The 16,274-nt window shown below is 74.2% G+C and carries 19 protein-coding genes; 5 read left to right on the top strand and 14 right to left on the bottom strand.

Annotation, left to right across the window (positions count from 1 at the left end):
* Nucleotides 1-239: 239 nt before the first annotated feature.
* Nucleotides 240-2,243 carry an FUSC family protein gene (locus tag ACQKM2_RS09700; protein ID WP_427708117.1) on the bottom strand — a complete coding sequence of 668 codons (2,004 nt, stop codon included), beginning with the start codon at nt 2,241-2,243 and terminating at the stop codon, nt 240-242.
* Between the two features lie 71 nt (nt 2,244-2,314).
* Entirely contained in the window at nt 2,315-3,142 is an 828-nt protein-coding gene (locus tag ACQKM2_RS09705; RefSeq protein WP_427708119.1) for a hypothetical protein, read from the bottom strand.
* Nucleotides 3,143-3,306: 164 nt separating this feature from the next.
* Between ACQKM2_RS09705 and ACQKM2_RS09710 the strand changes: the two genes are divergently transcribed.
* Nucleotides 3,307-3,720 carry a hypothetical protein gene (locus tag ACQKM2_RS09710; protein ID WP_427708120.1) on the top strand — a complete coding sequence of 138 codons (414 nt, stop codon included), beginning with the start codon at nt 3,307-3,309 and terminating at the stop codon, nt 3,718-3,720.
* 80 nt (nt 3,721-3,800) lie between these two features.
* On the opposite strand, the gene ACQKM2_RS09715 is transcribed toward ACQKM2_RS09710, so the two are convergent.
* The 7 genes from ACQKM2_RS09715 to ACQKM2_RS09745 all read right to left on the bottom strand — a co-directional run bounded on the left by ACQKM2_RS09715 (nt 3,801) and on the right by ACQKM2_RS09745 (nt 7,827).
* Complete coding sequence (locus ACQKM2_RS09715; RefSeq protein WP_427708121.1) at nt 3,801-4,019, bottom strand: hypothetical protein; 219 nt, start codon at nt 4,017-4,019, stop codon at nt 3,801-3,803.
* A 58-nt stretch (nt 4,020-4,077) separates the two neighbouring features.
* Nucleotides 4,078-4,434 carry a hypothetical protein gene (locus ACQKM2_RS09720; protein ID WP_427708122.1) on the bottom strand — a complete coding sequence of 119 codons (357 nt, stop codon included), beginning with the start codon at nt 4,432-4,434 and terminating at the stop codon, nt 4,078-4,080.
* A 72-nt stretch (nt 4,435-4,506) separates the two neighbouring features.
* Complete coding sequence (locus ACQKM2_RS09725; RefSeq protein WP_427708123.1) at nt 4,507-5,109, bottom strand: hypothetical protein; 603 nt, start codon at nt 5,107-5,109, stop codon at nt 4,507-4,509.
* A 179-nt stretch (nt 5,110-5,288) separates the two neighbouring features.
* Complete coding sequence (locus tag ACQKM2_RS09730) at nt 5,289-6,332, bottom strand: PucR family transcriptional regulator (RefSeq protein ID WP_427708432.1); 1,044 nt, start codon at nt 6,330-6,332, stop codon at nt 5,289-5,291.
* Between the two features lie 164 nt (nt 6,333-6,496).
* Nucleotides 6,497-6,742 (bottom strand): hypothetical protein, encoded by a 246-nt coding sequence (locus ACQKM2_RS09735; protein WP_427708124.1) that lies wholly within the window; start codon nt 6,740-6,742, stop codon nt 6,497-6,499.
* 48 nt (nt 6,743-6,790) lie between these two features.
* A complete protein-coding gene (locus ACQKM2_RS09740; protein WP_427708125.1) occupies nt 6,791-7,552 on the bottom strand; it encodes a CbtA family protein in 762 nt (253 codons plus the stop codon).
* 59 nt (nt 7,553-7,611) lie between these two features.
* A complete protein-coding gene (locus ACQKM2_RS09745) occupies nt 7,612-7,827 on the bottom strand; it encodes a CbtB domain-containing protein (protein WP_427708126.1) in 216 nt (71 codons plus the stop codon).
* A gap of 244 nt (nt 7,828-8,071) precedes the next feature.
* Here ACQKM2_RS09745 and ACQKM2_RS09750 point away from each other — a divergent pair, with 244 nt between their 5' ends.
* Nucleotides 8,072-8,515 (top strand): histidine phosphatase family protein, encoded by a 444-nt coding sequence (locus ACQKM2_RS09750; RefSeq protein WP_427708127.1) that lies wholly within the window; start codon nt 8,072-8,074, stop codon nt 8,513-8,515.
* A gap of 76 nt (nt 8,516-8,591) precedes the next feature.
* Here the strand turns inward: ACQKM2_RS09750 and pucL are convergent, their stop codons facing one another.
* Both pucL and ACQKM2_RS09760 read right to left on the bottom strand, forming a co-directional pair.
* Nucleotides 8,592-9,509, bottom strand: coding sequence for a factor-independent urate hydroxylase (gene pucL, locus ACQKM2_RS09755; RefSeq protein ID WP_427708128.1), 918 nt, complete (start codon nt 9,507-9,509; stop codon nt 8,592-8,594).
* Between the two features lie 270 nt (nt 9,510-9,779).
* A complete protein-coding gene (locus tag ACQKM2_RS09760) occupies nt 9,780-11,141 on the bottom strand; it encodes an aspartate aminotransferase family protein (protein WP_427708129.1) in 1,362 nt (453 codons plus the stop codon).
* 440 nt (nt 11,142-11,581) lie between these two features.
* Here ACQKM2_RS09760 and ACQKM2_RS09765 point away from each other — a divergent pair, with 440 nt between their 5' ends.
* Nucleotides 11,582-12,028 carry an ATP-binding protein gene (locus tag ACQKM2_RS09765; RefSeq protein ID WP_427708130.1) on the top strand — a complete coding sequence of 149 codons (447 nt, stop codon included), beginning with the start codon at nt 11,582-11,584 and terminating at the stop codon, nt 12,026-12,028.
* Nucleotides 12,029-12,129: 101 nt separating this feature from the next.
* Here ACQKM2_RS09765 and ACQKM2_RS09770 read toward each other — a convergent pair whose 3' ends face one another.
* Entirely contained in the window at nt 12,130-12,996 is an 867-nt protein-coding gene (locus ACQKM2_RS09770) for a SigB/SigF/SigG family RNA polymerase sigma factor (RefSeq protein WP_427708131.1), read from the bottom strand.
* 234 nt (nt 12,997-13,230) lie between these two features.
* Here ACQKM2_RS09770 and ACQKM2_RS09775 point away from each other — a divergent pair, with 234 nt between their 5' ends.
* A complete protein-coding gene (locus ACQKM2_RS09775; protein WP_405979862.1) occupies nt 13,231-13,623 on the top strand; it encodes a TOBE domain-containing protein in 393 nt (130 codons plus the stop codon).
* Between the two features lie 91 nt (nt 13,624-13,714).
* Here the strand turns inward: ACQKM2_RS09775 and ACQKM2_RS09780 are convergent, their stop codons facing one another.
* The gene (locus tag ACQKM2_RS09780; RefSeq protein WP_427708132.1) at nt 13,715-14,347 is read right to left on the bottom strand and encodes a hypothetical protein; all 633 of its coding nucleotides are present in this window, start codon (nt 14,345-14,347) and stop codon (nt 13,715-13,717) included.
* A 29-nt stretch (nt 14,348-14,376) separates the two neighbouring features.
* On the bottom strand, nt 14,377-15,009 hold the full coding sequence (locus tag ACQKM2_RS09785; protein ID WP_427708134.1) for a TetR/AcrR family transcriptional regulator: 633 nt from the start codon (nt 15,007-15,009) through the stop codon (nt 14,377-14,379).
* Nucleotides 15,010-15,105: 96 nt separating this feature from the next.
* Between ACQKM2_RS09785 and ACQKM2_RS09790 the strand changes: the two genes are divergently transcribed.
* The gene (locus ACQKM2_RS09790; RefSeq protein WP_427708136.1) at nt 15,106-16,149 is read left to right on the top strand and encodes an aldo/keto reductase; all 1,044 of its coding nucleotides are present in this window, start codon (nt 15,106-15,108) and stop codon (nt 16,147-16,149) included.
* The last annotated feature ends 125 nt before the right edge of the window (nt 16,150-16,274 follow it).

Genomic DNA, 16,274 nt, shown 5'->3' on the forward strand with positions numbered 1-16,274 from the left:
AAACGCCGGCGGGGCTGTCTATAGCCCGTCCGGCGTTTGAGGACCGGGGTCAGGGGCGGAGCCCCTGGGAACGGTGGAAGGGCGGGTAGGGGACCAGCCCGCGCAGCGGCCCACCACCCGCACACGCCCACCGGCAACGGCCAACCGAACCGCCCCCGCCCCGCACCCGACGGCCGGAGGCCGGCGCAGCGGCGCGAAGCCGGGGAGGCCGCCCGCGGCCGAGCCGCGCGAGCGGCGCGTTAGGAGGAGCTGCCGCGATGGGAGATGGCTCGGGCTGCCGCCAGTTCGTGGTGGACCGGGGCCAGGACGCCGCCTTCGTCGGGCTCCGGCGGCGCGTCCACGCGAACCGGCATCGGGTTGCTGCGCACGCGCTCGGCGAGCTCGCGGAGCTGCCGCGCGATCCGGTCGACCTCGCCCGCCGCAGGCGGCTCGGCGCCGTGGTTGACGCGGACCCGGGCGGCGGTGGTGGCGTCCACGATGCGTTCCACGGCCACCACCAGCGGCCACCACGCCGCCGCCCGGTTCCCGGTGGGCGGCGGTTCGGTCAGGGCCCGCTGGAACTCGCTCCGAACCCCCGACAGGTCGCGGTAGATCCGGCGCCGCGCCTGGAGGCGGGACTGCCGGGCGGCCCGCAGCTCGGCGTCGTCCGCGACGGGGGCGAAGGCGCGTTCCACGTAGCGGGCGGCGTCGTCCACGGCGTCGGCGAGCCGGTCCCCGATGCGGGTGTGCCAGCTCTCGGGCCACAGCAGGTAGCCGGCGACCAGGACGATCGCGCAGCCGATCAGGCTGTCGAGGAGCCGGGGCAGGATGAGGTCGAAGCCCTCGTGGTTGAGCTGGTCCGACAGCAGCAGGATCACGGGGGTGATGGCCGCGGTCTGGAAGGCGTACCCCTTGGCGGAGAACACGGGGATCAGCGCGGCGAGCACCATCATCACCGGTACGTCCCACCAGCCGCGCGGCACCTCGGAGAGGACGGCGGCGGCGAGGACCAGCCCGGCCGCCGTGCCCAGGGCGCGCAGGACCGCGCGGGAGAAGACCGAGCCGAAGTCCGGTTTCAGGACGAAGGTGACGGTCAGGGCCACCCAGTAGGAGCGTTCCACCTCGATCAGGGAGACGAGGGACTGGGCGAGGCCGATGCACAGGGCGAGGCGCAGCCCGTACCGCCAGGAGGCCTCGGACAGCATCATGTCGCGCACCCCGCGCCGGGCCCGGACGCGCAGTGCGGCCGGCCGGCCGAGGCGGTCGTCGACGTTGTACGGGTCCGGTTCGGCGAGGTGCACGATGGCCGCCGCGTGCCGCAGCGCGGAGTCGATGGCCCGCTCGGACGGGGTGTGCGGGGCGGGCAGGGTGAGGACGGGGGTTCCGGTGCGGCCGTCCTCGACGGCCGCGGCCAGCTCCCGTACGGCCGCCGGGATCTCGGCCGGCAGCGGGCGGCCCCGCAGGTGGGCGGCGGGCGCGGCCTCCGCGATCGGGATCAGCACGTTCAGCTGGGCCAGCATCCGTACCAGGGAGGGGCTGCGCCCGTGGACCCGGGCCCGGCGGCCGAGGACGAGGTCGTAGGCCTGGTTGAGGGCCTGGGTGACCTGTTGGCGGCGTTCGTCGTAGACGTCCTGGGGTCCGCCGCAGGCTTCGAGGGCGTCGGCCAGTGCCCGGTAGGTGGCGGCGACGGCGGCCCGTTCGGGCTGCCGGCCGCGCAGGGGCCAGGCCAGCAGGGTCAGTGCGAGCACGAACAGGCCGCCGGCGGTGAGCAGCAGCGGCGCGGTCCACCAGGGCCGGGGCATCGGCAGGCCGGCGCCGACGACGGCGTTGAGCAGGAGCAGCAGTCCGGACACGGAGGCGACCGTGCCGATCGAGGAGACCATCCCGGAGACGAGGGCGACGAGGGTGAGGACGGCGACGGCGAGCCAGCCCTGCCCGTAGACGAGGGTGCCCACGGCCACGCCGACGGCGCCGAAGGCCTGCGGGACGGCGATGTTCAGGACCCGCATCCGGTAGGCGTCGGCGGTGTCGCCGAACACTCCGGCGAGGGCGCCCATGGAGACGAGGGCGCCGTACTCGGGCTCGTCGACGGCGAAGCCGACGGCGAGCGGGACGGCCATCGCGATCCCGGCGCGGGCGGCGGCCGCCCAGGGGATCGGTGCGCTGCTGGGCCGCAGTCCCGCGAGCAGCCAGGTGGGGGGAGCCAGGGGGTGGGTCCGGGGTCGCCCGGACGGTATGTGCTCGGTGCGTCGTTCGGTGGTCATTCCGCTTCCGTGTCGCCGCTCGCGAATCGGTCGTTCTGGGGAGTTCTGCGGAGGATGGGTACCTTCCGAGCTTATGGGGTGCGGCGTAGCCGGCCCACCAGCCATGCGGCGAGCGCGGTGGCCAGCCCGAGTGCGAGCACCACCCACGCTGTGGTCCGCAGGAAGGCGGTGAGCGCGTCGTACACGGCAGCGGCGGCGGGCCGGTCGACGTCGGACGGCAGGTCGTCGAGCGTGATGCGGCGGCACACGCCCACCGCGGCCCACAGCAGGACGGCGCCGACCGCGAGTCCGGCTCCGGTGGCGAGGACGGCCCGCCGGCGCCGGACGGCGACGGCCACGGCCGCCACCGCGAGGAGCACGGTCAGTACGGGAAGCCAGACTCCGGCGATCTGGAGCACGTGGAACCCCTCCCGGAGGGCGCCGAGGTTGTCGTATTCCATGACCTTCACGGAGAGGTGGGTCTCCGGGATGCGGTCGGCGAAGGGCACGCCGTCCGCCATCAGCTCCTCCTTGACCTGCGCGATCACGGGCGCGAGGTCCACGGTGACGGCGTCCCCGTGGCCGGTGTTCAGGGCGTCGAGGAAGGCGGTGTGCGCGGCTCGGTTGGCCGTCTCCCAGGCCGTCCGGTAGGCGGGGGTGCCGGCGAAGGACCGCAGGGCGTCGGCGAGGAGGGCGTCCACGGCGCCCTGGAAGGGGCCCGCGTCGATCTGCCCGGAGAGGGCCCGGGTGGCCTGGGTGACGACCACTTCCTGCACGGCCGGGTCCTTGGCGAGCGGGGCCATGGCCGCGGTGTAGTGGTCGGCGTCGCCGAGCCGGCGGTCGGCCCAGTACGCGACCGCGCTCGCGGGCACGAGCAGGGCCACGAGCACGATGAGGGCCGCCGACAGGTAGGTGCGCACGTCACCAGGGAAAGCCGGGTGCCGTGCGGGGCGCCACCGCTGCTGCTGCGTCCGGGGGCCCCGATTCCCTCGGGGAGCGCGGTGCGCACCGCCCGGACGAGTGATCCACTTGCCGCTCCCGGGTGCCGGGTGTGCCCTTGAGGGTGGAAGAGAGGAGCCCCGCCATGGCACATGCGGCACCCACCGCCCCCCGGCGGCACCGTCCGATGACGTCGGCGGACGCGGACCGGCACACCGACCGGAACCGCCTGATCCGCGCGCTGCTCATGGGCCTCGTCTACGGGGTCTGGGCGGCCTTCATCAAGCGCCAGATGGGCCCGGTCGACGCGGGCAACGTGTTCTACGGGATCCTGTGCGGCGTGATCTTCGCGGCCGTCATGTTCACCCTCGCGCGGGTGGGCCCGAAGCTGAAGCGGGAGCTGCACGCCGCCTCGTACGGGGTCTTCGCCGGCATCGCCGCCGGCTACCTCCACAGCCTGACCAACGAGTCCGTGCTCCGCGCCACCACCGTCGGCCTCTTCGTGGGCATCGGCGTCGGGCTCGCGGCCTTCTACCGGTACTACACGCGGGAGGACTGAGCGCCGCGCGTGGGACCGGCGCCGGTCCCCGCACCCACTGGGAGGGTGCGGGGACCGGCGCCGCCGTGTGCCGTCCGGCGTTACGCCGCCGAACCGGCGGGCTGGTCCTGCTGCGGCTGCTCGCCCGCGGAAGCGGACTCGGGGTCGCGCCCGGCGGTGGCGGGCTGCGGGACGGTCCGGTCGGCGGGGGTCCGGTCCGCGCGCGGGCGGTCCTGGCCCTCCTTCCGGGCCGGCGGGGAGAAGCGGGCGGCCTCGGCGCGGAGCATGGCGTTCAGGGCGGCGTACGGGTCGATGGGCATGGCGGAACCTCACGGTGCTTCGGGGGGTGTGGGGGGTCGCGTACGCTGCTCGGCCCGCTCAGCAGCGCAGGACCACACTCCGTGCCGCCAGCCGGGGCAGGACCGGTGAGGCCGTTCCGTACGAGGCCGCGCGGGCGGGCTCGTACACGTGTTTCACGTGAAACATCCGCTGCGGCAGCCGCCGCGCGACCGGTGCGGTGCGCGCGACCGTCCGCAGTGCCGAGCGGCCGACGGGATCCCCGGCCGGCTCCGACTGTCCCTCGGTGGGGTCGGCCGGCGCCGAGGAGCCGGGGCGCGGCTCCGCGCCCGCCGTGGCCGTCGCCGCCGGACCGACACCGAACAGGCACAGCAGAGCGACGCAGGCCACCGTCAGGGCCCGCGCCAGCGCCGTCCGCGCGTACCGCGCACTGTTCATGGGGCCTGCATGCCCCGACACGCCCGGCAACTTTCCGCGGACACCCGAGAAGCCCCCGACCGGGGGACGAAGTCACCCCCCACGGCTGACTCGGCCGGTGCGCCGCGGCCCCGTCAGCCGGGCCAGGACGGAGGTTTCGCCGCTGACCAGCCGCAGCCGGGCGAGGCCGGTGTCCCCGGCCGACGCCGTGACCGCGTGCGGGGAGACCCGCTCGACGGTGAACACGGCCGTACGGTGGTCCGCGCGGGGGATCTCGATGACACGGCCCCGTCGCAGCCCGGCGAGCGGGAGCCCGTCGCCGGTGACCACGGCCGTGCCGGCGGAGCCCGGGGCCGGGCCCTCGGTGTCCCAGCCGGCCGCGCCGCCGCCGTCCTGCGGGCCCCCGGCCAGCGGGAGGTCCACGCCCAGGCTGGGGATGCGCAGCCGCAGCGGCCGTGCTGCCCGCATCGGCGGCACGGCCACCGTCCGGCGGTCCGCGGCGGGGCCGTGCACCCCGGACTGCTCCAGCCCGCGGACGAGGCGGCGGTGCCCGGACAGGCCCAGCGCCCGGGAGGGCAGCGCGTCGGTGACGCTCGCGGCGGCGGGCTCCGCGCCCGAGCTGTCGCGCAACAGGGCGATACCGGTGCAGAGCAGAGTGGCCGTCAGTGCGACGGCGGCCCACCGGGCGCGGGGCATGGCGTTCCTCCTGTCCGGCTCGGGCGGCCGGTTCCTGGGAGCAGTGGACCGCTCCCCGCTCGCCCGCACATCGCCGCCCGTACCGGAAATGACGGCGCGTCACGTCCCTCCCGGGCCTCGGCGTCCGCGTCCTCGCAGCTGGCGGCGGGTGCGCGGGCCGTACGCGCCCGATCGGGCCGCTACCCCCGAACGGGTGAGGAGGCGACCGGCTGGAGCGGCCGGGCCGGCCAGTCCAGCAGGCGGGCGCCGATCACGGCCGTCTGGAGGGTGTACCGCTGCACGGGGTCGCCCGGGTCGGTGCCCGTCAGCCGGTGGATCCGCTCCAGCCGGTAGGTCAGCGCCCGCACGCTCAGGTTCAGCCGCCGGGCCGCCTCCGCGGCCACGCACCCCGAGTCGAAGTACGCGGTCAGGGTGTCCAGCAGGGGTGCCGCCCCGCCGCGCCCGGCCCGCAGCGGCCCGAGCGCGGCCAGCACCAGCTCGGCCATCGCCGCCCGGTCGCGGGTCAGTACCGGGAAGACCAGCAGGTCGGCGGCGCGCAGCAGCGGGCCCCCGAGTCCGAGCCGGTCCGCGACGCCGAGCGCGTCCAGGGCCTCCGCGTACGAGGCCGCGGCCCCGCCCGCGCCGGGGTGCGGGCGCCCGAGCGCGACGAGCCCCCGCCCTTCGGACTCCGCGTGGGCCAGCCGTGCGAAGCGGACCGGGATGTCGTCCCGCCCGCCCGGTGCCACGCAGACCAGCCGGCCGTCCTTGGTGGCGATCAGGAAGTCCCGGTCCCCGAAGCGGTCGGCCAGGGCCGACTGGAGCCGGCGCTGCTCCGGGCCCCCGTCCTCGTACGGTCCGGGGTCGTGCGCGACGGCCACGGCGTGCGCCCGCAGCGGGTCCAGGCCGAAGCGGGCGGCCCGTTCGCCGAGGCGGCCGGGGTCGCCGCCGCCGAGCAGCAGGTCGTCGACGAACTCCCTGCGGGCGGCGGCCTCCCGGTGTGCGGCCGGCCCGTGGGCTGCCTGCTCGTACCCCTCGGCGAAGGCGTCCACGGCCTGCTCCACGACCGTCAGCAGGTGGTCGGGGGCGAGGCGTCCGCCGATGGCGGTGCGGGTGGCGGCGAGGTGCGCGCCGATCAGGCTCCGCAGCCCGAGACCGGCCCCGGCGGCCCGCTCGCCGAGTGCGCGGCGGGCGTCGAGTTCCTTGAGGGCGGGGGGCCGGCCGGTGGCCGACGCGTCCGCGAGCATGCGTACGTACCCGTCCAGATACTCCTCGGGTATGTCCCGCCCTGACCCCACACCAGCTCCCCGGTCCGCTCCGCTCGAAAAAGGACCGCCATTCTCCCCCGGACCAAGATCAACTCGATCGGGAGGGCGTCGTTCCGGGCGAAGGGACGGGAGTTGAGGAGGGGTCAGACCACCACGAACGCCACCGCCGCCGCCCCCATGAGGGCGGCGGCGAGGTGCATCGCGGGGTGGCCGTAGTCCCCGAACCAGAGCTGGCGGGCCAGCCCGCCGAGGGCGGCCAGGGCGCTGATCACGCCGATCTGGGCGAGGAGGGTGGCGGCGGTGAAGGGGGACAGGGCCAGCAGTACCGAGTTCAGCCAGAACGGCGCGGCACCGGTCCAGCCCCGCCATTCCCGGATCGCGTACTGCATCGCCGGATCCCACCTCCACACCCGTCACACGCGCAACAGGTGTCGCGCTCAACTCGTCGGCTGTACAGCCTCCTTGGGTGCGGCGGCCGGGGCAAGAGCGCGTTCGGCTAGAAAACCGAAGGCCAGGCCGAAAGTCGTCCACAGCGCTGTCTGGATGGCCAGCGACGCGAGACGGAACTGCCAGATCAGCGCGGCCGGGAAGTCGGCGGGCACTTCGTTGATCCCGGGCAGCAGCGCGTACGAGAGGCCCACCGCCGCCACGAAGGCCAGCGCGGCGACCACCGAGGCGTTCCAGTTGCCCAGGCGCGGCGCGAGCCGCCGCCCCAGGATCAGCGCGGCCGCCGCCAGCAGCGCGCTCAGGGCGATCATCAGCAGGTAGAGGGCGGTCCGCCGGGCGGCCGTGTCGGGGTCCCCGACGGCCGGCGGGTTGGCGGGGTACTTGAAGAACGGCACCAGGGTCACGGTGACGAACAGGGCGCCGGTGACCAGGGCCGCCGTGGCCCGGGCGCCGAAGCGGCCGATCCGGCCCAGGGCGAAGCAGTAGACGAGCGCGGCGATGCCGCCGAGGGCGACCCCGTAGAGCAGGACGCCGGTGCCGAGGCCGGCCGTGGCCTGGAGGGCCCGGCTGACCGGGGCGTCCTCGGCGCCGTGGTCATGGCCGGCCGCGAGATGGCCGGCCTCCTCGATGGCGATCGCCGCGTCCACCTTGGACTCGCCGAGGAGGTACGCGACGAGGAAGGCGGCGACACCCGCGAGCAGGCCGGCCAGCATGCCCCGCACCAGCAGGACGCGGGGGGAGACGGTGTTCACGCATGACCCCTTGAGTGATCCGAGTGATCCGAGTGATCGTGAGGGAGATCGGAAGGGGGTCAGTGGCAGGGGAAACCGAGCAGGTGGCGGCCGTCGTGCAGCCACTCGTGGACGGTCTCGCCCTGGAACACGGCGGTGGCGCCCTGCTCGATGCCGACGAAGTACAGCAGGACGAGGGCCAGGACCGCGGCGAAGGCGGCCCAGGGCGCCAGCGCGGAGAGGGAGATGGGGGCGATGGTGGCGGGCGCCGAAGCGGACACGGCGGTGTGGGCCATTGCAGAACCTCCAGGGGGAACACGCGTCCCGGTCAGTGGTGCTCTGTGTTCGAAGGCGGCGGGTCTGACTTCCCTCCCAGGGCGCTGCGGGAGGATTCACAGTGGCGCGACCGTGCCGGACTCTCACCGGTGCTTCCGTCATACCTTCGTCATGTCGTCCGAGACCGTACCGCTCTCGTGGCTTGAACACCACGGCGCGCGGCCGCCGTTCCGCGCCCCCGGGCGTGCGCTCTACGCTCCCCACATGCCATCCGTACGCGTACACCTCGCCACGCCCCCGCTCGACGACGACGCCCGCCAGGGGCGGTTCGGGTACGGGGAGCCGTGCCCCGGCCACCCGGGCCTCGCCGGGCCGGCCATGGGGGACTGGGCGGGCCGCACCCTCGACGAGGTGGCCGCCGAGGACCCGGAGGGCATCCGGCACTGGCTCACCGACCCCGGCTACGCGCCCCCCGGCGGCGGGGAGCCGGTGGCGGCGCTGATCACCCGTACGGGCGAGTACCTGGCGGGCCTGGGCCCCGGCCGGCACCACGCGGTGGTCGCACAGGCCGTCGTACGGGCGGCGGTGGTGGCCGCGCTGGAGCTGCCGGCCGCGGCCTTCTGGCGGCTGGACGTCCGGCCGGACACCGTGACCTCCCTCAGCGGGCGCGCCGGCCGCTGGAACCTCCTCGTCGGACAGCCCCGGTAGCGCCCCGCGGGAAACCCGGACGGCCCGGACCCCGCGACGCGGTCCGGGCCGTCCGAAACGGCTGGGGCGGCGGCCCCTACGCGACGATCCAGTCGGAGGTCGCGATGACCGGCTGCACGCCGTCGCGGTGGACGGTGCCCTCGATCAGGCCGTACATGCGGTCCGCGGCGAAGTACACCTCGTTGTCGTTCTTGAGGCCGAAGGGCTCCAGGTCGACGAGGAAGTGGTGCTTGTTGGGCAGGTTGAGGCGGACCTCGTTGACCTTGGGGCAGTTGTCCAGCACCCGCTCGGCCATCTGGTTCAGGGTCTGCTGGAGCGAGTAGGAGTACGTCTCCGCGAAGGCTTCGAGCATGTGCTTGCGGACCTTCTTGTACGACTGGTCCCAGTCGTAGCCGGCGTCGTCGCCGGCCAGCGCCGAGTGCGCCCAGCGGGAGGTGACCTTGGTCGCCAGGATGCGGTCGTACGCCTCCTGGAGGGTCGTGTACTTGTCCTTGATGAAGCCGTGGAACTCGGAGTTGGTCGAGTTCATCACCGTCAGGTCCTTCAGGCCCGAGATGACCTGCAGACCGGTGGTCTCGCTGTAGGTGATCTGCGCGGTGCGCACCTCCTGGCCCTTGCGGACGAAGGAGTGCTGCTCCTTGCGGGTCGGGACGGGGATCCGCTCCCAGGCGAACTCCTCGATGCGGATCTGCGCTTCGCGGATCGGGGCCTGGGAGGAGACGAAGTGCTTCGCGAGGAGGATGCCGAAGGCCTCGGGGGAGGCGATGCCGTGCTCCTTGCCGAAGGCGTACACCGTGTTCTTGGTGGTGTCGGTCGGCAGGCAGTTGGCGTTGTCGCCCGTGAGGTGGACGTCGCGGAACTCGCCGCGCAGGGCGACCGAGACGTTCAGGTCGCGGATCTCGGCCCAGGAGCCGTCGCTGCCCTTGCGGGTCACCACGACGATGCGGTTCTCGGCCTTGCCGTACTGGTTCTGGCCCAGGACGTGCTTGCTCATGCTGTCTTCCTTCGGGTACTCGGGAACACGGAGTCCGTTGTTCTGGATCCCGTACGCCCGGCGTCCAGCGCCCGCCCTCCTGGAGGACGTCCCGCTCCCCGCCGTTCGGCCCCGCAGGACCGCCCCGGGACTGACGTGCATCCCGGTCCGTAGGTGCTGATTCGTACTGAAGTACTGACGGGATTGCACCATGTGTACGGCGGGTTAACCACCGCACGGAACATCCGAACACCAGCACCCACGGATTGGGCGACCGCACAAGCATGCAGGTCAGGACATGTGCGCATCCGTGACCGACAGGGCCTCGTCGAGGATCGCCAGCCCCTTGGCCACGTCGTCGGCCGAGATGTTGCAGGGCGGGGCGACGTGGATGCGGTTCCCGGCGAGGAGCGGCCACAGTCCGCCCTTCTTCAGGGCCGCGCCGAAGGCGCCCATCGGGGCGTTGTCGGCGCCCGAGGCGTTGTACGGGACCAGCGGCTCGCGGGTCTCCGCGTCCCTCACGAGCTCCAGGGCCCAGAAGGTGCCCATGCCGCGGACCTCGCCGACGGACGGGTGCCGCTCCGCGATCTCGCGCAGACCGGGGCCCAGCAGCTCGGCGCCCGTGCGCGCGGACTGCTCGACGATGCCCTCCTCGGCCATGGTGTTGACCGTCGCGACGGCGGCGGCGCAGGCCAGCACGTGCCCGGAGTACGTCAGACCGCCCGGGTAGGGGCGGCGGGCGAAGGTCTCGGCGATGGCGGCGGAGATGGCGACGCCGCCGAGCGGCACGTAACCGCTGGTGATGCCCTTGGCGAAGCAGAGGAGGTCGGGGGTGACGTCCCAGTGGTCGGCGGCGAACCACGCGCCGGTGCGCCCGAAACCGACCATGACCTCGTCGAGGATGAAGACGATGCCGTAGCGGTCGCAGAGCTCGCGCACGCCCTTGAGGTAGCCGGCCGGGGGCACGAGCACGCCCGGGGCGCCGCCGACGGTCTCCAGGATGATCGCGGCGATGGACTGCGGCCCCTCGAAGACGATCGTGTCCTCCAGGTGGCGCAGCGCCCGCTCGCACTCCTCCTGCTCGGTGGCCGCGTGGAAGGGCGAGCGGTAGAGGAACGGGCCCCAGAAGTGGACGACGCCGGCCGTGGCGCCGTCGTTGCCGAAGCGGCGGGCGTCGCCGGTGAGGTTGATCGCGGTGGTGGTCGCCCCGTGGTACGAGCGGTACGCGGACATCACCTTGGGCCGGCCGGTGTGCAGCCGGGCCATGCGTACGGCGTTCTCCACGGCCTCGGCGCCGGCGTTGGTGAAGAAGATCTTGTCGAGGTCGCCGGGGGTGCGCTCCGCGATCAGGCGCGCCGCCTCGGAGCGGACGTCGACGGCGAAGCCGGGCGCGAGCGTGCAGAGCTTCGTCGCCTGCTCCGCGATGGCCGCGGCCACCTTGGGGTGCTGGTAGCCGATGTTGGTGTAGACGAGCGCGCTGGAGAAGTCGAGGTAGCGGTTGCCGTCGTAGTCCCAGAAGTACGAGCCCTCGGCACCGGCCACGGCGAGCGGGTCGATGAGCTCCTGAGCCGACCACGAATGGAAAACGTGGTTTCGGTCTGCTTCTTTCACTGCGTCTTTCACGGCCGCGAGGGCGTCGGCTTCTGCGTTCATATATCGAGGGTAGTTGTCCAGGATGTGGACCCCGGGGTGCCTCGGGTACGACAGCCCGCGCCGGCGACTTGACGGATCCCGGGGCGGGTCCTCGACCGGTCCGGACCATGCGCATAGCGTCCGTCGGGCCGGCCGCTCCACGGGGGAGAGCGGCGGAAAACCCGAGGTGGGAGCCCCTTGCGGCGCCACCCGGCGCGTCGGGGGCGGCCCCGTGCCGCCCCGGCGCGCCTCCGGTCGCCGTCCGTCCGCCGTCCGTCCGCCCTCCAGCCGCCCGCCGGCCCCCCCGCGACCCCCGTACGGCCCCGCCGCGACCCCTCGCCGCCGCGCGTCACGCTCCGGGCGCCGACTCGGCAGTAGCGTGGGGTCCGCGCGGGATTTGTCCGTCCCGGCCGGGGGTAGGTGCGGCGCCGGGGGGAGCGGTGTCGGAGACGGGAGAGCCTGTGGCGGAGCAGACGCGGCGGCTGGTCCTGGGCGGCGCCACGGCAGGGGTCGTGGCCCGGTGCCGGGACTTCACCCGGCGGGCCCTCACCGACTGGCTCTGGCCCGAGGGATCGGAGGCCGAGGAGGACCTGCTCCTGCTGGTCTCCGAGGTGGTCACCAACGCCTGCCTGCACGCGGGCGGCCCCCGCGAGCTGGTGCTGCGGCACGGCCTCGGCCTGCTGCGGGTCGAGGTGAGCGACGACAGCCCCGAGGTGCCGGTGCGCCGGGCGGTGCGGGACCGCTCCCGGCCCGGCGGACACGGGCTGGTGCTGCTGGAGCGCCTCGCGAAGAACTGGGGCTCCGTGCCGGCGCCGGACGGCCGCCCCGGCAAGACGGTCTGGCTGGAGGTGACGGCCCCCGCCCCCCCCACAGGCCCTGACGGCGGCCCCCTGACGGCGGCCCTCTGACCACGGCCCCCTCCCCCCGGATGCCCCCGTTCCCCTCCGCCCGGGCCCCCGAGCCGCCCGGGCCGCCCCCGGTCCGGTCCCGATCCGCCGCGTGGCCTGGCCTACGCCTCGGTGAGGAGGCCGCCGCGCAGCCGGGTCAGGGTGCGGTTCAGCAGCCGTGAGACGTGCATCTGGGACAGGCCCAGCCGGGCCCCGATCTCGGACTGGGTCAGCTCCTGCCCGAACCGCAGCGACAGCAGTTCCCGCTCCCGCTCGGGCAGCACGGCGAGCATGGGCTTGAGGGACTCCAGGCACTCGATGCGGTCGTACGCGGGCTCCTCCTCGCCGAGCGAGGCCCGCTCCGCGGCCGGGTCGTGTTCCGAGTCCTCCTGCACGGGTGCGTCCAGGGAACGCGCGGAGTACGCGCCGGCCGCCTTGCGGCCCTCGCTGAACTCCTCCGGCGTGACGTCCAGCTCCCGCGCCATCTCGGCGTCGGTGGGCTCGCGGCCGAGGTCCTGCTCCAGCGCGTCGTGGGCCTTCGCGCTGTCGATCCGCAGTTCCTGGAGCCGACGGGGCACCTTCACGGCCCAGCTGGTGTCGCGGAAGAACCTCTTGATCTCCCCGCTGATCGTCGGCATCGCGAAGGTGGTGAACTCCACCCCGCGCTCGGGGTCGAACCGGTTGATGGCCTTGATCAGTCCGATCGTGCCGACCTGGACGATGTCCTCCATCGGCTCGCTGCGGCCGCGGAAGCGCCGGGCGGCGTACTTCACGAGGCTGAGGTTCAGCTCGACCAGGGTGTTGCGGACGTACGAGTAGTCGGCCGTCCCCTCGTCCAGTTCGGCGAGCCGGTGGAACAGGGCCGTGGAGAGGGCCCTGGCCTCCAGGGTGGCCGCGTCCATGCGGTCGGTATGGTCCGCGCGCCCGGTGCCTTCGGCGCCGTCGTCGCGGACCGTGGGGTGGGTGCGGTCGCGCTCGGTACGGTCCATCGCTCTGCGCTCCTCCGACGGAGGGCCCCGGGTCGCGGGCCGAGGTCATGCGCTGGTGGGGCCGGCACCGTCCAGGTGGATATACCCCCCGATATGGGTCGATACCCGCTCTTTCTCCTTCCCGATGTTTCACGTGAAACCGTCCCGGGGGCGAAATCCCTGGTCACAGCTGTGGCCGCGGCCCGCCGCCGCCCTGATCGCCGCCCGAGCCCGGCACCGCCTAGGCTGCGGTCCATGGAGTCCTACACGATCGGCCAGGCAGCGCGGCTGCTCGGCGTCAGCAGTGACACCGCCCGCCGCTGGGCGGACGCCGAGCGCTTCCCGACCCGGCGCGAGGGCAACCGCAGGATCGTCGACGGGCCGGACCTGGCGGCGTTCTGCGTCGAGGTGGCCCAGGAGGCGGGGGAGGACGACGAGGCCCCGTACACCAGCGCCCGCAACGCCTTCCCCGGCATCGTGACGGGCATCAGGCTGGGCTCGGTCAGCGCACAGGTGGAGATCCAGGCGGGTCCGCACCGGGTGGTGTCGCTGCTGACCCGTGAGGCGGTGGAGGAGCTGGGCCTGGAGGTCGGCATGCGCGCCACCGCCCGGGTGAAGTCCACCAGCGTCTTCGTCGACCGCACCTGAGACCCGGCCCCGGCACGCTCCCGGCCGCCGTACTCCCCGGCCGCCGTACTCCCCGGCCGCCGTACTCCCCGGCCGCGGTGTCGCCCCGGCCTCAGAACGGCAGGCCGACCAGCCCCCAGCCCCGGGCGGCGGCGCCCGTGACGGCCTCGCCCCACTCGCGCATCAGCGCGGTGGCCCCCTCGAAGGCGTCGGGCCACACCCGCCCGTCGAAGTCCGCGGCGGCGACGGGTCCGCGCAGCTCCGCCAGCCGGGGCGCGACCTCCTGCCAGGCGCCGGCCAGCGCCGGCACCTCGTCCGGCGTCCGGCCGACCAGCAGCCGCGGGCGCCACGGCCCGGGGTCGTCCGGGAAGCCGCGCAGGGCCGGCGGGTCCTCGGCGTCCGGGTCCTCGGCGTAGTCCGGGCCGTCCCACACCAGGCCGCCGAGGAAGACGTCGAGGCCCTCCCGCAGTCCGGGCTCGGCGGAGCCCCTGACGACCTGCCAGAGTTCGGCCAGCCAGAAGTGCCAGGCGTAGGTGCCGGTCGTCCCGGCGAACCGGTACTCGGCGCACCACGGGACCCCGAGCGGCGAGGCCCAGCCGCTCCGGACCGCCCGGTCGGCCTCTTCGCAGGCGTCGCAGCAGAAGTACGGGTGCACGGCGTCCCTCAGGGCCTCCAGGCGCTCGTCCGCCGGTATCCGGGCGAGGTGTCCCCAGTCGGCCGCGACCACGGTGATGTCCAGTCCCACCGCCGCAGGCTAACAACCGCCGCCGACGGCTACGGGGTTCGTACGAAGGCCCCCGCGCGGGCCGCCGCCACCGCCGCCGCGGCCGCCCGCCGGGCGGCGTCCTCGTCCAGCGGGGCGTCCGTGGTCAGCAGCCGGTAGTACAGCGGGGCGGAGACGGCGCGGACCACCTCGGCGGCGTCGGTGCCCTCGGGCAGCTCGCCCCGCTCGACGGCCTCCCGGACGCAGGGCGCCCATTCCGCGACCCGGACCTCGTAGAACCGGTGGAGGGCCTCGGCGGTCCGGGCGTCGCCCGTGGCCGCGGCGATGACCGACCTGAACAGGGGGCCCTGGCGCGGGTCGGACAGGGTGCGCCGGACGAGGCGGGCGTTGGCCAGCAGGTCCTCCTCCAGCGAGCCCGTCTCGGTGCGCGGCAGCGACTGCTCGGCCATGTCCGTCAGCAGGTCGGCGACCAGGCCGGCCACGGTGCCCCAGCGCCGGTAGACGGTGGTCTTGCCGACCTCGGCCCGCCGGGCGACCTCGGCGAGGTCCAGTCCGTGGAAGCCCTGCTCGGCCAGCATGTCCCCGGCCGCCTCCAGCACGGCGGCCCGCACCCGGGCGGTCCGGCCCCCGGGGCGCACGGTTCCCGGCTCGGTGCCCTCCGGGGCCTCACTCGGCGAAGTCATAACGGGTCTCCGGTTCCATTAACGGTGATCGGCTGTTACGTTGGGATCACCTTAAAGGGTCTGCGGTTCCATTACCGCTTACGGGAGGAGTCCGTCATGGAGTACAGGCAGCTCGGCGCGTCCGGTCTGAAGGTCCCCGCGCTCGGCTTCGGAGCCGGCACCTTCGGCGGCCGGGGCCCCCTCTTCGGCGCCTGGGGCAGCACGGACGCCCAGCAGGCGCGCCGGCTGGTGGACATCTGCCTGGACGCCGGCATCACCCTGTTCGACACCGCCGACGTCTACTCGGCGGGAGCCTCGGAGGAGGTCCTCGGGCAGGCGGTCAAGGGCCGCCGCGACGAGGTGCTCATCTCCACCAAGGCGGGCCTGCCCACCGGCGACGGCCCCGGCGAGTACGGCACCTCCCGCTCCCGGCTGATCCGGGCGGTCGAGGACGCCCTGCGCCGGCTCGGCACCGACCGCATCGACCTCTTCCAGCTGCACGGCTTCGACGCCGCCACCCCCGTCGAGGAGGTGCTGTCCACCCTCGACCAGCTGGTCCGCTCCGGAAAGGTCCGCTACACCGGGGTCTCCAACTTCGCGGGCTGGCAGCTGATGAAGTCCCTCTCGGCCGCCGAGAAGCACGGCTTCCCCCGCTACGCGGCCCACCAGGTCTACTACTCCCTCGTCGGCCGGGACTACGAGTGGGAGCTGATGCCGCTCGGCCACGACCAGGGCGTCGGCGCGATCGTCTGGAGCCCCCTCGGCTGGGGGCGGCTCACCGGCAAGGTGCGCCGCGGCCGGCCGCTGCCGGCCGGCAGCCGGCTGCACGAGACCGCCGACTACGGCCCGCCGGTGGAGGAGGAGCGCCTCTACGACGTGGTCGACGCCCTCGACGAGGTCGCACTGGAGACGGGCCGGACCGTCCCGCAGGTCGCCATCAACTGGCTGCTGCGCCGCCCCACCGTCTCCACCGTCCTCATCGGCGCCCGCGACGAGGAGCAGCTGCGCCAGAACATCGGGGCCGTCGGGTGGGAGCTGACCCCCGGGCAGGTGGCCCGGCTGGACTCCGCCGGCCACCGGCCCGCGCCGTACCCGTACTTCCCGTACGAGCGGCAGGAGGCCTTCGCGCGCCTCAACCCGTCGCTGCTGGCGCGCAATTGATCGCGCCGAGTTGGCCGAAACCATGGCCGGAAGGTGTCTTCGGAGCATAGGGTCCAGGCGCCCTGCCGCACACGGGGCGTGCCGCCGGTCGCCGACGACCGGCGGTCTGCGGTCGGACGATCGGG

This window comes from Streptomyces sp. NPDC004126 (genome assembly GCF_050275515.1).
In the GTDB taxonomy this organism is placed as follows: Bacteria; Actinomycetota; Actinomycetes; order Streptomycetales; family Streptomycetaceae; genus Streptomyces.

Coding starts and splice junctions, on each gene's coding strand:
- ACQKM2_RS09750 (WP_427708127.1), top strand. CDS start 8,072: ATGCCATCCGTACGCGTACACCTCGCCACGCCCCCGCTCGACGACGAC.
- ACQKM2_RS09725 (WP_427708123.1), bottom strand. CDS start 5,109: ATGCCCCGCGCCCGGTGGGCCGCCGTCGCACTGACGGCCACTCTGCTC.
- ACQKM2_RS09710 (WP_427708120.1), top strand. CDS start 3,307: ATGGCACATGCGGCACCCACCGCCCCCCGGCGGCACCGTCCGATGACG.
- ACQKM2_RS09700 (WP_427708117.1), bottom strand. CDS start 2,243: ATGACCACCGAACGACGCACCGAGCACATACCGTCCGGGCGACCCCGG.
- ACQKM2_RS09735 (WP_427708124.1), bottom strand. CDS start 6,742: ATGCAGTACGCGATCCGGGAATGGCGGGGCTGGACCGGTGCCGCGCCG.
- ACQKM2_RS09730 (WP_427708432.1), bottom strand. CDS start 6,332: ATGCTCGCGGACGCGTCGGCCACCGGCCGGCCCCCCGCCCTCAAGGAA.
- pucL (WP_427708128.1), bottom strand. CDS start 9,509: ATGAGCAAGCACGTCCTGGGCCAGAACCAGTACGGCAAGGCCGAGAAC.
- ACQKM2_RS09745 (WP_427708126.1), bottom strand. CDS start 7,827: ATGGCCCACACCGCCGTGTCCGCTTCGGCGCCCGCCACCATCGCCCCC.
- ACQKM2_RS09770 (WP_427708131.1), bottom strand. CDS start 12,996: ATGGACCGTACCGAGCGCGACCGCACCCACCCCACGGTCCGCGACGAC.
- ACQKM2_RS09760 (WP_427708129.1), bottom strand. CDS start 11,141: ATGAACGCAGAAGCCGACGCCCTCGCGGCCGTGAAAGACGCAGTGAAA.
- ACQKM2_RS09720 (WP_427708122.1), bottom strand. CDS start 4,434: ATGAACAGTGCGCGGTACGCGCGGACGGCGCTGGCGCGGGCCCTGACG.
- ACQKM2_RS09785 (WP_427708134.1), bottom strand. CDS start 15,009: ATGACTTCGCCGAGTGAGGCCCCGGAGGGCACCGAGCCGGGAACCGTG.
- ACQKM2_RS09775 (WP_405979862.1), top strand. CDS start 13,231: ATGGAGTCCTACACGATCGGCCAGGCAGCGCGGCTGCTCGGCGTCAGC.
- ACQKM2_RS09790 (WP_427708136.1), top strand. CDS start 15,106: ATGGAGTACAGGCAGCTCGGCGCGTCCGGTCTGAAGGTCCCCGCGCTC.
- ACQKM2_RS09715 (WP_427708121.1), bottom strand. CDS start 4,019: ATGCCCATCGACCCGTACGCCGCCCTGAACGCCATGCTCCGCGCCGAG.